Below are 14,220 nucleotides of genomic sequence, written 5' to 3'. Positions count from 1 at the left end.
ATTACTAGGTACGTTCCGATATATTACTCACCCGTTCGCCACTCGTCAGCGCTGCAAGCAGCCTGTTACCGTTCGACTTGCATGTGTAAAGCATGCCGCCAGCGTTCAATCTGAGCCAGGATCAAACTCTTTAGTTTAATCTCTAAGCTAGTACTTACTGGCTTACTTTATTCCGAGTAACCATCGCTGGTTACTCTTTACTAATGCAAGCACTTGTTTCGCTTCCGAACCAAGTACTCACACTCATCGACTGTATTTTGTTAAAGATCGTCTCGCTGTGACATCACTGTGTGGCTGTGTGTGCTGCAGCGAGAGGCCGAAATATACGGGGCATCACTGACTAGGTCAACCACTACCGCGCAACAAAACCGTAGCAATGCGCTAAGTAGTTGATTTAAAAAGATAGATATTTTTTTATTTCGAGAGTAAAGCCAACAACAACCATAAACCGACGCTCTTTGTACCAGCGTAAAAAAGAACAGCACCACACAGAAACAGGCCAAAACACTGGAAACCCACCCCCAGCCGCATAACAAGTTAATGGTTTACATCGGCGGCGGTGTATTTACAATGCGAAGAAAAGGCGCTGTATATATACAGCGCCTTTTCTTTACGTCATGACCAACTTACTTTTCGCTAAGCACACGAACTACATCAGCTAAGGCGATTTTTTCCATGCCGCCACCGGCGCGGGCGATATATTCAACCATGCCTTCTACCAAGCCTTTTTCGCCGATAGTAATGCGATGCGGAATACCGATTAATTCCATATCAGCAAACATCGAGCCTGGGCGCTCATTTCTATCATCCAGCAACACATCAATGCCCGCTGCAACAAGTTCTGCATACAGCGCATCGGCTGCTACTTTGATGGTTTCTGAGCGGTGATAGCCCATAGGCACGATTGCTACAGTAAATGGGGCAATAGCTGCCGGGTATTTAATCCCGCGCTCGTCATGGTTTTGTTCGATAGCCGCCGCCACGATGCGCGATACGCCAATACCGTAGCAGCCCATTTCCATGATCTTTAAAGAACCATCAGCATCGGTAAACTGGCACTTCATTTTTTCTGCATAAGTGGTGCGCAGTTGGAAGATGTGACCCACTTCGATACCACGACAGATTTCTAAGGTACCTTTGCCATCTGGGCTAGCATCGCCATTCACGACATTACGAATATCAGCAACGATATTTGGCTCTGGCAAATCACGGCCAAAGTTAACGCCAGCTAAGTGGAATTTAGGCTTGTTAGCGCCACAAATAAAATCGCTCATCGCCGCAACAGTACGATCACTGATTACACGCATACCGGCAGGGATGCCAACAGGCCCTAGGAAGCCTGGTGGGCAGTTAAATGCCGCACGAATTTCTTCGTCTGTAGCAAAGCGGAAATCAGTCATGCCTTCGACCTTGCCTAGCTTCACTTCATTTAAGCTGTGATCTCCGCGCAATAAGGCAATCACTAGCTCATTGGCGGTCGTCATCAGCGCCAGCAACTTTACCGTGCGCTCGATACTGATATTAAGCAGCGCAGCAACCGCTTCACACGAGGTTTGCTTTGGGGTATCTACATCACGCATTGCTTCAAGCGCCGCCGCACGAGGGGCAGCAGGTGCAAATGCTTCGGCTAGCTCAGTATTCGCGGCGTAATCAGAATCTGGACAATAGGCGAGCAAATCTTCACCAGCATCGGCCAGCACATGAAACTCATGACTACCCGAGCCGCCAATTGCACCGGTATCTGCCGCCACGGCACGGAATTTCAAGCCTAGGCGCGTAAAGATTTTTGAGTAGCTCTGATACATCACGCCATAAGTTTCTTGCAGCGACTCATAAGTGGCATGGAAAGAATAAGCATCTTTCATGGTGAATTCACGTGCACGCATCACGCCAAAACGCGGGCGAATTTCATCACGGAATTTAGTCTGAACCTGATAAAAACTCACTGGCAATTGCTTATAGCTGCGCAATTCTGAACGTGCGATGTCGGTAATGACTTCTTCGTGAGTTGGGCCAAAACAGAACTGACGCTCATGACGATCGGTGATTTTCAGCATTTGTGGGCCAAACACATCCCAGCGGCCGGTTTCTTGCCACAGCTCAGCGGGCTGCACCGCAGGCATTAACAGCTCTTGCGCGCCCGCTTTATTCATTTCATCGCGGATCACGGCTTCAACTTTACGCAGTACGCGTAAACCCAGCGGCATCCATGTATAGAGGCCAGAACCAAGGCGCTTGATTAAACCTGCTCGCAGCATCAGCTTGTGCGAGATTAGCTCGGCCTCGGAAGGCGCTTCTTTTAGAGTCGAGAAATAAAGTTGTGACGTGCGCATGGCGGCAACCGAGTTCATTTAAAAACAAAGAGGGGATTTTAGACGATAGACCTACTTATGTGCCAACCTTGCACACACATTTCGTAAATTAGTTACTTCAGGCAGGAAAGACCATTCAAAATGGCTTCAGCCATCTGAGCTTGGGTAGCAGGCTCTTGTAGCGCAAGCGCTTCTGCACGGTTCACAATTACACCCGCTTCAAACAAAATAGCAGGTGTTTTTCCTAGGCGAATCACCACAAAATCAGCATCATAAATGCCAAGCTGCGGATCAAGCTGAACACGATTTTCTCCAGCTACACTGGGAGCATGGTGATCGGTCGGCTTAAAGCCCTTAGCCTGCAAATATTGCGACATTGCCTGTGCACAACTCAGCGAGCGGCCAAACTGGGCAGCCTGCGAATGCACAAATAAAGAATATCCACTGAACTGATCGGCATAACGCTGGTTTTTACCCGCCACCTCCCATAGCTGCAAATATTGTGGCTGCACAGAGTCATGATGAATAGAGATCAGCAAATCTGCCCCTGCCGCCGCTTGCACACGTGCGCGTAATTCACGCATCTGCCCATCGGCATTAATTAAATTAACCTGATGCCCAGCTGCCTGCAGTGTACTTTGCACACGACGGGCCAGCGCTAGGTTATAGCTGAATTCGCTCTCACCATAAGCACTTGTTGCGCCGGGTGCGGCCAGATAATGGCCGACATCCACGGCAATGGTGGCGGCTTGCACCGTGCAGACAGAACTAAGACTAAGCAGACTCAGTAGTCGCCACATTGGTTTTCTCAGCTCGTTTAATGGCAATTTTCGGGCGTAGCACATTCATCATCACCACATCGCGCAACCACATCAGCAGTAGCAGCCATACCACCAGCACGCCACCATAAGCCACGCTATTGCTTTGAAAATTGGGCCAGACCGACGCCAAAAGTGGATTAATCATAAATTGCACGCTTGCGATGACTAACACTAATAAAACCAGCGTAGACATCGCGCGTTCTTTTAAAAATGTACCGCGTAACAAAACACGCTGCTCCCAGCGGCTTAAACCATCGAGCTCAGGAACATTATCGGGACGGAAATAAAAAGACATGACTACCTCACAAAAGAGCGGCTAGTGTCGCGTCTTGTTTCTGCCTTGGCAAGTCAAAAGCGCTATTTTCATATCTTTGCATTCTGCTGTACTGACTTTAACTACATCTGGGTAGCAGCCATGGATATGACATACTTTAAAAAGACTCCTAAGCAGCAAAAACCAAGTCAAGTAACTATTCAATGAAGATAAAAAATAACGAGTCAGGTTAAATGCAAGCTTACCCAATTTAAATCATCAAAAGCCAAAAGCCTTTATTGATTTATAAAGATAGCCCTTCAGCAAACCCGCTTATTGATGCAATCTTTTCGAAATCTGTCTTTCAAAAAAATGACGGGGTATTTATATGTCCTTTTTTTCAGCAGCACCCATTTCGGAAAATGATCTATGTCTCGTGCAAATTGGGGTTCACGCCTCGGCTTTATTCTGGCCGCCTCCGGCTCTGCCGTTGGCCTTGGTGCCATCTGGAAGTTTCCCTATGTAGCAGGTAAAAATGGCGGCGGCGTATTTCTGCTCGCCTACTTAGCCTGCGTATTCACCGTTGGTATTGCCCTCCTGCTAGCAGAAATGGTGATTGGCCGCGCAGCCAACCGCTCTGCCACCACTGCATTTCGTGATTTAAAAGGCGGCTTATGGCCGTGGGCCGGGCGCTTATCCGTGCTGTGTATTTTTATTGTAATGGCTTACTACAGCGTGGTTGGTGGCTGGGTGATTGCTTACATTGGTAAGTCCATTACCGGTGAAGCACTTGGGCATAACACCACAGAGTTGAGCGCAGCCTTCAGCAAATTTATTGCCGACCCTGCCAGCTCGCTCTTTTATACGGCACTGTTTTTAGGGGTGACCGTTGCCGTTGTGTTAGGTGGGGTACAAAAAGGCATTGAGCGCATGAGCAAGGTGCTGATGCCAGCGCTGTTTATCCTCATGCTGGTACTGATTGCCCGCTCGCTTACCTTGCCTGGTGCATGGGAAGGTGTTCGCTACTTTATTACCCCTGACTTTAGCAAGCTGACCTCTGCCATGGTGGTTGATGCACTTGGGCTGGCGTTCTTTTCCCTATCACTGGGCATGGGGATTATTATTTCCTATGGCTCTTATGTAGATAAAGAAACCAATCTAGCTGGGGCAACGCTATGGATTTCTATCTTAGCCACCTTAGCTAGCGTCTTAGCAGGCTTTATGGTTCTACCCGCCGTCTTTGCTTTTGGCGTTGACCCAGCAGCTGGCCCCGGCCTGACGTTTATCACCATGCCCGCTATTTTTGCGCAAATGCCATTTGGCCAAGCATGGGCGATTGCCTTCTTCTTACTGCTGTTATTTGCCGCGCTTACTTCATCGGTATCCATTGTTGAGCCTATCGTTAGCTACTTTATTGATGAGTTTGGCTGGGGACGCCGCCGTGCGGCCTATATCACCACCGTTGCAGTTTTTATCGCCAGCATTCCAGCAGCCCTATCATTTGGCCCGATGGCAGAAGCCAAGCTATTTGGTAAAACGGCCTTTGATCTAATGGATTACGCAACGTCTAATATCATGATGCCTGCGGGCGGTATCTTGGTTGCCATCTTTGCTGGCTGGATCATCTGGCCACGTATTCACAGTGAATTGCTGAGCAATGGCGGCGGACGCTGGATTCCCGCTTTCCGTGGTATTTGTGCCGTGGTTGCACCAGTCATGATCGGCGTAATCTGGGTACATAATCTGTAGAGTCAGAAGTTAATTCGCATATAATCTAGCGGGGCTTTGGCCCCGCTTTTTTTTTAACTACCCGGAACGCCTGCGTGAGTGGTTTTACCTTTCAGCCCATCGGCCATCTAGCGACGCCCTTTGCAGATAAATTTGGCATTCCACGCCAACCCAGCCTAGCTCCCCATGCGCTAGGGGTACTTAAGCTACTTTCCCCTTATAACCGAGCCGAAGCAGTACGCGGCTTAGAAGCGTTTTCGCACGTATGGCTTACTTTTGTGTTTCACCAAAGCGCCAACGATTGGAAACCAACGGTTCGCCCACCACGGCTAGGAGGCAATACACGGATCGGCGTGTTTGCCAGCCGATCACCGTTTCGCCCCAATCCAATTGGCTTATCTTTAGTTGAGCTGATTAAAATTGACACTGATTCTGGCGTTATCCTGACATTTAAAGGGATTGATTTAGTCGATGGCACGCCCATCTTAGACATCAAGCCCTATATCCCTTATGCAGAAAGTATTCCCACTGCGCGTGGCGGCTTTGCGGATAGCCCGCCGCCAGAGCTGGCGGTGGTGTTCAGCCCTGAAGCCAAAGCCCGCTTAAAACCGGAGCTGCGCGCACTCATTGAAGATGTTTTAAAACAAGACCCACGCCCAGCCTATGCCGATGATGCAGAGCGCATCTATGGCGTAAGGCTTTATCAATATGATGTGAAGTGGCGCTGCGACGGGCAAACTGCCTACGTTATCGCCCTGGAGAAAGTTGTATGAAGAAGTTACTAAGCAGCCTGATCACACTCAGCTTTTTGGCAGCTTGCACGACCAACCCTCCCCCTGCCCCGAAACCCTTACCCAAACTTAAAATTGGCCTGGCGCTTGGCGGAGGAGCCGCCAAAGGCTTTGCCCATATTGGTGTCATTAAAATGCTAGAAGCCAACGGCATCGTGCCCGACGTGGTTTCAGGCACCAGCGCGGGTAGCGTGGTTGGCGCCCTTTATGCATCAGGCATGGACGGCTTTACTCTTCAAGAGCGCGCCTTTGGTCTGGATGAATCACAAATCCGCGATATCAGCCTACTTTCTGGCGGTTTAGTAAAAGGGCAGAAACTACAAGATTACGTCAATAAATTAGTCGATAACCGCCCCCTAGATAAGCTCAACAAACCCTTTGCAGCGGTCGCTACGGAGCTAGATACCGGCACACGCATTTCTTTTGCACGTGGTAACACGGGGCAAGCCGTGCGTGCATCATCCAGCATTCCGGGCGTATTTGAGCCAGTAATGATAAGCGGGCGGCGCTATGTAGATGGCGGCGTCATTAGCCCCGTACCGGTTGATGCCGCTAAAGAACTTGGAGCAGATTTTATTATTGCTGTGGATATTTCATCCAAAGCCAACGGTAAAAACACGCCCAGCAATATGCTTGGCATCGTCAATCAGGCCGTGATGATTATGGGGCAGAAATTAGGCGAGCAAGAAATGATCCGCGCTGACGTGATCCTACGCCCTAAAGTCGGAAAAATTGGCCCTGCGGACTTCGATCAGAAAAACGTGGCCATTTTAGAAGGCGAAAAAGCCGCGCTAGCTTCTATTTCTGACATCAAACAAAAAATGCTAGAAAAACAAAAAGCACTGGCAACGCTAAGCAGGTAATACCCCCAGAGCCATACAAAAGGCCGTGCAGAAAAACAATTTTCTGCTCGGCCTTTATCTTTTTAAAATCCGCTACCCACAGCTAAGGCCACAGACAAAGCTGCTCTGGCTGCACCCTTACCTCCTCAAACCTTGCCCCCACCCCAAGTAGGCGCACTGGTTTTTTACCCCGCTCAAAGCCCTCTGCCAATAACAGCCCAAATGTTTCGATCGAAGGATGTGGGCAAACGCACTCAACCGTGGTTTGGCTAAAATCATTAAATTTTATTTTTACAAAGGCCTTATGCTGGCGATCGCCACTGGCGCGTTGCATACGCTGCTGCCAATCGCTCACTAAAGCCGGCAAAGCTTGGTAACAGGCAGCTAAATCAGGCAGATCATGATTAAACGTGTTTTCTACAGAAAGTGATTTACGCCGCTCATCCGCAGCAACTGGGCGCAGATCAACGCCTCGGCATTGCTCAAATAACTGGCTGCCAAACTTGCCAAACTCACGCAATAATCGCTCTAGTGGCCAAGCCTGTAGATCAGCACAGCAGTGCGCGCCCTGCCTTGCTAACCGAGCAGCCGTTACCTTGCCAACGCCCCATAGTTTTTTCAGCGGCAGGCTCAGTATAAAAACATCAATATCCTGTGGGCGAATCACAAACTGGCCGTTGGGCTTGTGCCAATCACTGGCAATCTTAGCCAGCAGTTTATTGGGTGCAATCCCAGCACTGGCGGTAATGCCTACTTCAGCAGCAATACGCTCACGAATCTCCAGCGCCATTCTAGAAGCACTACCTTGGCAGTTCGATAGGCCCGTTACGTCTAAATAGGCTTCATCTAAAGATAAAGGCTCGATTCTATCGGTGTAGTCTGCAAAGATGCTTCGCATGGCCTGCGATGCGGCGCGGTAACGAGGGAAATCAGGAGGAAGCAGAACTAGATTTGGGCAGGCTTGCTGCGCCCGATAAGTTGACATTGCAGAATGCACGCCAAACTTACGCGCCGGATAGTTACACGTTGCAATCACACCGCGCCGATCGGCAGCCCCACCAATAGCCAGCGGCACATCGCGCAAAGCTGGCTGATCACGCATTTCTACCGCAGCGTAAAAGCAATCGCAATCAATATGGATAATCTTGCGCTGGGCGTACACGGCATAATCCAAGAGGAATCTGTGCCGTTATTGTACGATCGTTCTATAAGAATGTCAGCATGATCATCATTGATGCTGATGTAAGGCTAATAAATCGAACAGCTGAGGCTCAAAATACTCGCCTTTTTCATCCCAATGCCGCAATTGAAAAGCGAGTTTTTCTAAAGAAACTTGCCCAACAGCAAAACGATCACGCGTTCTTTTAAGCTGCTGTGCCTGGCCCAGATAAAAAGCGCGCCGGTCTTCTACTTCTTTTCTTTCACGCTGATGCGCCCCGCGCGACAAATGTAGCCAAATCACTAAGGGCGCGGCTACCCACCACCACTCCATAAATAAACTAATCAAGGCCAACAGAGACAAGCCCACATACCAGCACTGATCTGCAAATTCAAAATTTGGTAGCCAGTTAGACAAAGAAGGCCAACGGCGCTTAAGTAAAGAGGCAGTCAGTTGATCATCTAATGCATCATGTTTTTTACGTGCCAGCCCAGTATCCAATGCCAGCATGACATACCACTGAGAAATCAACGGGCAATGCAGCCAAGGGGACGCAAGATAGCGCTGCATATGCTCGCTTAGCTGCACTCGAAAAGCTTCACTTAGCAAGGGTGGCACGCTATCATTTTGCGATTCAGCATGTGAATGCTCGACCAGCAAAGGGTAACCGGCCACGTCGGTCAATTCACGACGGCGGTTAGACAATAAATCAGGCGCTAACGCTAATTCGGGGTGATCTAGGCGAACATAATGAAACAGCAGTTTTTCCATCATGGAGAAATCAGGCGTCTTACCCTGCTCGTTTTTTAGTTGATCACGTAAACGTGCGATTTCCTCGGTAATAGCGGCAGCAATTGGCGCAGCCTCTGGCACCCAAGCAAAACGTAAGAGGTTTTCTGCCTTGTAAAAGGCTTCTTCGTATTGACGAGCATAGCCGTCGTAATACATGCCCATTGCTTCAGCATCACGCGTTTTATCACCGGTTAATAAGGGCGGAGTAGGAGGAGAGCGCTTTAAATCCAAACAAATACGATTTGCATTCGTTTCCAGCTCTGGCGCAATTCCTGCCCGAGCAAATAGCGGATCAAGCTCGCGCTTTTTTTGCCGAGCCTGCTCCAACGCCTTCCAAACACCCCATTCCGCCATTATTTTCCTAATGCTTTAATTACATAATTATCAAAACAATTAAAACCGTGATCACTCACGATATAGCTAGCCTTTTAAGCATTACTCAATTCGGCAAGCTTGTGCAAAATCTAAACGTGGATTTCTAGGGTAAAGCTGAGCCTTATCGCCATAGCCTAAATTAATTAAGAAATTAGCCCGCCACTGGCTGCCGGCAAAAAATGCTTCATCCACTTTAGCTTGATCAAAGCCTGACATTGGGCCGCAGTCTAAACCTAATGCACGCGCCGCCATAATTAAATAAGCACCTTGCAAACTGCCATTTCTTTGCGCCGTACTATTAATTGCCGCTTCATTGCCAGCAAACCAGCTTTTGGCATCCGCTTGCGGAAATAGCGCGGGCAGTTGCTCATAAAACTCTAAATCATGCGCAACGATAACGGTAACAGGGGCCAACATAGTTTTTTCAATATTGCCTTCGCTCAAGCTTGGCTTTAATTTAGCTTTTGCCTCAGGCGATTTAACAAAAATAAACCGTGCAGGAGCCGCATTGGCTGAAGTAGGCGCCCATTTTAGTAAATCATATAACTGCTGCAATAATTCATCACTCACCGGCTTATCTTGCCAAGCATTGTGGGTGCGTGCTTCGGTAAATAGTTGTGCGCATGCTTTTGCATCGATACTCAAAGTCATAGTTTTTTATCCTTGCGTTGTAAACGAGACTCCAAAGCCTCACAGAGTTTTTCTAAAATACTGATCCGAGCTTGATATTTATTATTGGCCCCAATCATATGCCAAGGTGCACTCAAGGTATTGGTGCGATCAATCATATCGCTTGCTGCCACGATATATTCATCCCATTTATCACGATTACGCCAATCTTCATCGGTGATTTTAAAGCGTTTAAATTCAATTTTTTCGCGCTCTTCAAAGCGCTTTAATTGCTCTTCTTTACTAATGGCCAACCAGAATTTCAGCACAATGCTGTTCGCAGCATCTAGCTCGGCTTCGAAATCGTTAATTTCGTTATATGCACGCATCCAATCGGCCGGTGGGGCAAAGCCCTCCACCCGCTCCACCAACACACGGCCATACCATGAGCGATCAAAGATAGTCATGCGACCATGCTGAGGAACATGCCGCCAAAAGCGCCACAAATAGGGCTGAGCGCGTTCTTCCTCAGTAGGAGCGGCAATCGGAATCACCCGATACTGCCTTGCATCTAAGGCGGCAGTGATGCGCCGAATACTGCCCCCTTTGCCCGCAGCATCCATACCTTCAAACACAAGAGTGACCGACATTTGCTTAAATTTAGGATGCCGAGTTAATAAATTTAAGCGCCCTTGTAAATCCTCTAATTTTTTGCTGTATTCAGCCTTGCTTAGATTACTGCCCAATTCTAACTTATCAAGTAATCGCAACCCATCGATTGAAGGCAAGAGTGGCGCTGCTTCAACACGCTTTTGTTTTGGCGTATCTCGTGCTAAATGGTGTTTGATTGCTTCTTCAATTTGCTTACCCACCGTTAGAGAGCGATAGTTTGCATCGGTGCCTTCAATTACTCGCCACGGCGCATCGGCTAAATTGGAGCGCATCACCATCGCCAGTTGCGCTTCCATAATCTGATCGTAATGCTTTAAAAACTGCTTATCTTGCTCGGTGACGCGCCAAGCGGTGCGATCGTCGGCTTCTAGTTTTTTAATCCGTTTTTTAAGCTCATCTTTAGGCAGATGCAGCCAGAATTTCAGGAGCAGAACACCTTCATCGGCAAGCATTTTTTCAAAGCGGGCAATGCGCTCTACCTCATGCTCAAAGCGATCTGCATAACCACCTTGCAAGTAATCCCACATTGGCCCCGCATACCAGCCACCAAACATCAGGGCAATTTTGCCTTTGGGCGGCAGTGCACGCCAAAAGCGCCACATGGCTGGCCTTGCCAGCTCTTCATCGCTTTTTATCCCAAAGGCATGACTTTCAATCAGCCGTGGGTCGAGCCATTCCAGTAATAAATTAGCCGTTTCTGCCTTACCCGCAGTGGGCACGCCACCCAACAAAATCACCACGGGGAAATTAGCCTGCTCTTTCAATTGATATTGCACAGCGAGCAACGCTTCGCGCAATAAAGGTTCTTGCTCTTTATAAACGGCTTTCTCTACTTTATGGCCTAACTGCGCAGATTCAAACATGCCCTGATCCCAGTGTTGAGTAAGCTCATTATCAGTCAGGAGTACGGAACTACACCAGTCCCAATATTACATAACTTAAATCAGCAGGCTACAGACGAAAAAAAAGGAAGCAAGCTTCCTTTTTTGCACCACCACAAAGCGGTTTAAACCGAGAATGAAGAACCACAGCCACATGTAGTTGATGCATTCGGGTTTTTAATGGTGAACTGCGAGCCTTCAAGGCTTTCCACGTAATCAATCTCAGCGCCTACCAAGTATTGATAGCTCATTGGATCAACCAAGAGAGTGACGCCATTTTTTTCGACAGGGGTATCGTCTTCATTGGTGATTTCGTCAAAAGTAAAACCATACTGGAAGCCAGAACAGCCGCCGCCGGTTACAAATACACGAAGTTTAAGATCCGGATTGCCTTCTTCGATAATCAGATCGCGCACTTTTTCCGCAGCAGAATCAGTGAAAACAAAGGGGATTGGCATGTCGGTCACAGTGTTCATGGGACACTCCAAAAAATAGTTGACTAAAAGGATAAGGTATTATCTACCGTGCAAGCTACAGCGGTCAATCTTGGCTAGTGGTAACGGTCAATCTTTCAGCGTAGCCACGCTGGCTGGATCAACTTCTTCACGCTGGCCATTGCTTAGATGCAGCAATTTACCCTCGATCATTGCACCAGCGTGCATTTCTAATGTTTTATAACTTAAATCACCAATAATGCGTGCCTTAGCTTGTAATTCAACGTACTGAGTGACTTCTATCGGGCCGATAATTTCACCATTATGGATGAGATGGGAGCACTGTACGCTTCCTTCAATACGTGCTTTTTCACTGACGACCAAAGTGCCATTTTTAGCGTCACTCGCTGAAACACGGCCAAGCACCGTGCCGTCAATTCTTAAACCACCAATAAAACTAATATCGCCCGTCACCGTTGTGCCTTGGCCGATCAGACTATCAATTTTGGTCGAACCTTTTTTATTTTTAAACACGGTCATCCTCCTTTCTTTTGGCAGCTGGCAATCGCCTGCTTATTGCTCTCGGTAAATACACGCGCTTCAAATAGCTGCGGCACAGCCCCAACAGGCAGGGTCAGCTCGCCTTCTTGTCGCAGGTAATGGCTAAATTTTACAGTTAAAGGCTCGATCTGCTGACTCTGGCGTTTGCCGTGCTCTTGATATTGCACACTCGCTTGCATGCGGCCAACAAACTCAGTATTTCGATCCAGCCCCTGCACCAGTAAGAGTCGATAGCGCCAACGCCCTGCCCCAACAGATTGCAACTCGCAGGCGCTAAAGCTAACCGCTCGGCTACGATCATTGCTTTGCAATAGCGATTCAAAAAAAGCTAGAGTTTCTTGCTTGCTCGCCAACTCGCCCTGTGCCGCAGTCAAAGCCTGCAGCAAGCCATCGCGCTCGCCTTGCCCTACTTTAATTTGCTGCTCAAGTAACTGCTGTTTGGCCTGCACCGTACCCAGTTGCTCGGATTGACTGGCTAAACGTTGCATTTTTTCAGCAGCACTCAGCGCATTACGATTCAAGGCATATTGAAAGCCTAAATAGCCTCCCAAGCCCAACAACGAAATGCTCATACAAAGCATGAAAAGCATGCGTAGTAAGCGGCCACGCCAACCTATCACCGGCTGTAGCGACAAAGGCGCAGCAGTGAGCCGCGCACGTTGTAAGCGATAAAAGCGTTTGATTGGCACTTAAGGCAATAATGGAACGATGTCGAGACCCATGCCTTCAGGTAGATCGAACAAGATATTCATATTCTGCACGGCTTGGCCTGCAGCACCTTTCACAAGGTTATCGATTGCGGACAAGACCACCACAGTGTCGCCTCCTTGCGGGCGATGTACCGCGATCCGGCAGGTATTTGCACCACGTACTGAGCGCGTTTCTGGGTGCGAGCCAGTAGGTAACACATCCACAAAGGCTTCATTTTGATAACGCTGCTCAAACAAAGCTTGCAGATCAACATCTTTAGTGAGCTTTGCATAAAGCGTAGCGTGAATACCACGAATCAGCGGCGTTAAATGTGGAACAAAAGTTAAGCCTACCGAAGCTCCTGCAGCACGTGCTAAACCTTGGCGAATTTCTGGCAAATGCCGATGCCCCGCCACGCCATAGGCTTTGAAATTATCCCCAGCCTCAGCAAATAAAGAACCCACTTCGGCTTTGCGCCCAGCGCCCGATACGCCCGACTTGCAATCGGCAATCAGGCTTGTTGTATCAATCACACCCGCCTCAATCAGCGGCAAAAAGCCAAGCTGTACGGCGGTTGGATAGCAGCCTGGATTAGCGATTAAGCGTGCACCCTTGATGGCAGCACGGTTGATTTCTGGTAGTCCATAGACTGCTTCTTCAATTAACTCTGGCGAGGCGTGCTGCATGCCATACCATTTAGACCATTCGGCAAGATCTTTAATACGGTAATCAGCCGCCAGATCAATGACTTTAACCCCAGCATCGAGCAGCTCACGCGCTTGCTGCATGGCAATGCCATTAGGGGTAGCAAAGAACACCACATCACACTCAGTAAGGCGGGCTTCTTCAGGCGTAGAGAAGGCCAAATCAACCCAGCCACGCAGGCTTGGATACATCTCGGCCACTTTCATACCGGCTTCTTTACGTGAAGTCACGGCTTGCAATTTCACACCTGAATGACGGGCCAGCAAGCGTAATAGCTCTACGCCGGTATAACCCGTACCACCAACAATCCCCACCTTAATCATGTTTTGTCGTCTCTTTTGCTAGATTTGGCAAATACAGGCTGTATTTACCCGATAACAAGGGAATATAAAGCCGAACCTGTAAGCGCGTCTAGTTTGTAAGTGAATTTGTTTTACAACAGACTTTCTAAACTGCAGAAAACACAAAAGCCACCCGAGGGTGGCTTTTGTAGAAAGCAGTACCAGCGAATTAACGCTTGGAGAACTGTTTGCGACGACGAGCGCCGTGCAGACCCACTTTCTTACGTTCAACTTCACGAGCATCGCGAGTAACA

At 48.5% G+C, this 14,220-nt stretch carries 15 protein-coding genes and 1 rRNA gene; 3 read left to right on the top strand and 13 right to left on the bottom strand.

What is annotated here, in order from left to right; all coding sequences use genetic code 11:
* The 4 genes from Q0R17_RS07325 to Q0R17_RS07310 form a co-directional block, all read right to left on the bottom strand.
* A 16S ribosomal RNA gene (locus Q0R17_RS07325) occupies positions 1-137 on the bottom strand; the annotation flags it as partial.
* A 489-nt stretch (positions 138-626) separates the two neighbouring features.
* Positions 627-2,333, bottom strand: coding sequence for a proline--tRNA ligase (locus Q0R17_RS07320; RefSeq protein WP_293933475.1), 1,707 nt, complete (start codon positions 2,331-2,333; stop codon positions 627-629).
* Between the two features lie 92 nt (positions 2,334-2,425).
* Entirely contained in the window at positions 2,426-3,112 is a 687-nt protein-coding gene (locus tag Q0R17_RS07315) for an N-acetylmuramoyl-L-alanine amidase (protein ID WP_293933472.1), read from the bottom strand.
* Positions 3,087-3,428 (bottom strand): hypothetical protein, encoded by a 342-nt coding sequence (locus Q0R17_RS07310; protein ID WP_293933470.1) that lies wholly within the window; start codon positions 3,426-3,428, stop codon positions 3,087-3,089. Before Q0R17_RS07310 ends, Q0R17_RS07315 begins: the two co-directional genes overlap by 26 nt.
* A gap of 387 nt (positions 3,429-3,815) precedes the next feature.
* On the opposite strand from Q0R17_RS07310, the gene Q0R17_RS07305 reads away from it, so the two are divergent.
* From Q0R17_RS07305 to Q0R17_RS07295, 3 genes are all read left to right on the top strand, one after another.
* The gene (locus Q0R17_RS07305; RefSeq protein WP_293933468.1) at positions 3,816-5,135 is read left to right on the top strand and encodes a sodium-dependent transporter; all 1,320 of its coding nucleotides are present in this window, start codon (positions 3,816-3,818) and stop codon (positions 5,133-5,135) included.
* 74 nt (positions 5,136-5,209) lie between these two features.
* Complete coding sequence (tsaA, locus tag Q0R17_RS07300) at positions 5,210-5,887, top strand: tRNA (N6-threonylcarbamoyladenosine(37)-N6)-methyltransferase TrmO (protein ID WP_293933465.1); 678 nt, start codon at positions 5,210-5,212, stop codon at positions 5,885-5,887.
* Positions 5,884-6,768: a patatin-like phospholipase family protein gene (locus Q0R17_RS07295; protein ID WP_293933462.1), complete on the top strand. Its 885-nt coding sequence runs from the start codon at positions 5,884-5,886 to the stop codon at positions 6,766-6,768. Before tsaA ends, Q0R17_RS07295 begins: the two co-directional genes overlap by 4 nt.
* Positions 6,769-6,850: 82 nt before the next feature.
* Here the strand turns inward: Q0R17_RS07295 and dinB are convergent, their stop codons facing one another.
* From dinB to rpsI, 9 genes are all read right to left on the bottom strand, one after another.
* A complete protein-coding gene (gene dinB, locus Q0R17_RS07290) occupies positions 6,851-7,921 on the bottom strand; it encodes a DNA polymerase IV (RefSeq protein ID WP_293933459.1) in 1,071 nt (356 codons plus the stop codon).
* Positions 7,922-7,975: 54 nt separating this feature from the next.
* Positions 7,976-9,052, bottom strand: a complete 1,077-nt coding sequence (locus Q0R17_RS07285) for a hypothetical protein (protein WP_293933456.1) — start codon at positions 9,050-9,052, stop codon at positions 7,976-7,978.
* An 81-nt stretch (positions 9,053-9,133) separates the two neighbouring features.
* A complete protein-coding gene (locus Q0R17_RS07280; RefSeq protein WP_293933453.1) occupies positions 9,134-9,724 on the bottom strand; it encodes a malonic semialdehyde reductase in 591 nt (196 codons plus the stop codon).
* Positions 9,721-11,217, bottom strand: a complete 1,497-nt coding sequence (gene pap / locus Q0R17_RS07275; protein WP_293933450.1) for a polyphosphate:AMP phosphotransferase — start codon at positions 11,215-11,217, stop codon at positions 9,721-9,723. Before pap ends, Q0R17_RS07280 begins: the two co-directional genes overlap by 4 nt.
* Positions 11,218-11,360: 143 nt before the next feature.
* Complete coding sequence (gene erpA / locus Q0R17_RS07270) at positions 11,361-11,711, bottom strand: iron-sulfur cluster insertion protein ErpA (protein WP_046352180.1); 351 nt, start codon at positions 11,709-11,711, stop codon at positions 11,361-11,363.
* 87 nt (positions 11,712-11,798) lie between these two features.
* The gene (locus Q0R17_RS07265; protein ID WP_293933447.1) at positions 11,799-12,203 is read right to left on the bottom strand and encodes a polymer-forming cytoskeletal protein; all 405 of its coding nucleotides are present in this window, start codon (positions 12,201-12,203) and stop codon (positions 11,799-11,801) included.
* Between the two features lie 2 nt (positions 12,204-12,205).
* Positions 12,206-12,802, bottom strand: a complete 597-nt coding sequence (locus tag Q0R17_RS07260) for a DUF6776 family protein (protein ID WP_293933444.1) — start codon at positions 12,800-12,802, stop codon at positions 12,206-12,208.
* A 117-nt stretch (positions 12,803-12,919) separates the two neighbouring features.
* Positions 12,920-13,948: an N-acetyl-gamma-glutamyl-phosphate reductase gene (gene argC / locus Q0R17_RS07255; protein WP_293933441.1), complete on the bottom strand. Its 1,029-nt coding sequence runs from the start codon at positions 13,946-13,948 to the stop codon at positions 12,920-12,922.
* Between the two features lie 187 nt (positions 13,949-14,135).
* The coding region (gene rpsI / locus Q0R17_RS07250; RefSeq protein WP_293933478.1) for a 30S ribosomal protein S9 at positions 14,136-14,220 on the bottom strand (85 nt) is incomplete at its 5' end.

The sequence above is a fragment of the Iodobacter sp. genome (assembly GCF_025352645.1).
Classification (GTDB): Bacteria; Pseudomonadota; Gammaproteobacteria; order Burkholderiales; family Chitinibacteraceae; genus Iodobacter.
This window is presented reverse-complemented; position numbering and strand designations above follow the sequence as displayed.

Bases quoted from the DNA above. Each gene is read 5' to 3' on its own strand.
- Q0R17_RS07320 (WP_293933475.1), bottom strand. From the start codon at position 2,333: ATGCGCACGTCACAACTTTATTTCTCGACTCTAAAAGAAGCGCCTTCC.
- Q0R17_RS07315 (WP_293933472.1), bottom strand. From the start codon at position 3,112: ATGTGGCGACTACTGAGTCTGCTTAGTCTTAGTTCTGTCTGCACGGTG.
- Q0R17_RS07310 (WP_293933470.1), bottom strand. From the start codon at position 3,428: ATGTCTTTTTATTTCCGTCCCGATAATGTTCCTGAGCTCGATGGTTTA.
- Q0R17_RS07305 (WP_293933468.1), top strand. From the start codon at position 3,816: ATGTCTCGTGCAAATTGGGGTTCACGCCTCGGCTTTATTCTGGCCGCC.
- Q0R17_RS07295 (WP_293933462.1), top strand. From the start codon at position 5,884: ATGAAGAAGTTACTAAGCAGCCTGATCACACTCAGCTTTTTGGCAGCT.
- Q0R17_RS07285 (WP_293933456.1), bottom strand. From the start codon at position 9,052: ATGGCGGAATGGGGTGTTTGGAAGGCGTTGGAGCAGGCTCGGCAAAAA.
- Q0R17_RS07280 (WP_293933453.1), bottom strand. From the start codon at position 9,724: ATGACTTTGAGTATCGATGCAAAAGCATGCGCACAACTATTTACCGAA.
- pap (WP_293933450.1), bottom strand. From the start codon at position 11,217: ATGTTTGAATCTGCGCAGTTAGGCCATAAAGTAGAGAAAGCCGTTTAT.
- erpA (WP_046352180.1), bottom strand. From the start codon at position 11,711: ATGAACACTGTGACCGACATGCCAATCCCCTTTGTTTTCACTGATTCT.
- Q0R17_RS07260 (WP_293933444.1), bottom strand. From the start codon at position 12,802: ATGAGCATTTCGTTGTTGGGCTTGGGAGGCTATTTAGGCTTTCAATAT.
- argC (WP_293933441.1), bottom strand. From the start codon at position 13,948: ATGATTAAGGTGGGGATTGTTGGTGGTACGGGTTATACCGGCGTAGAG.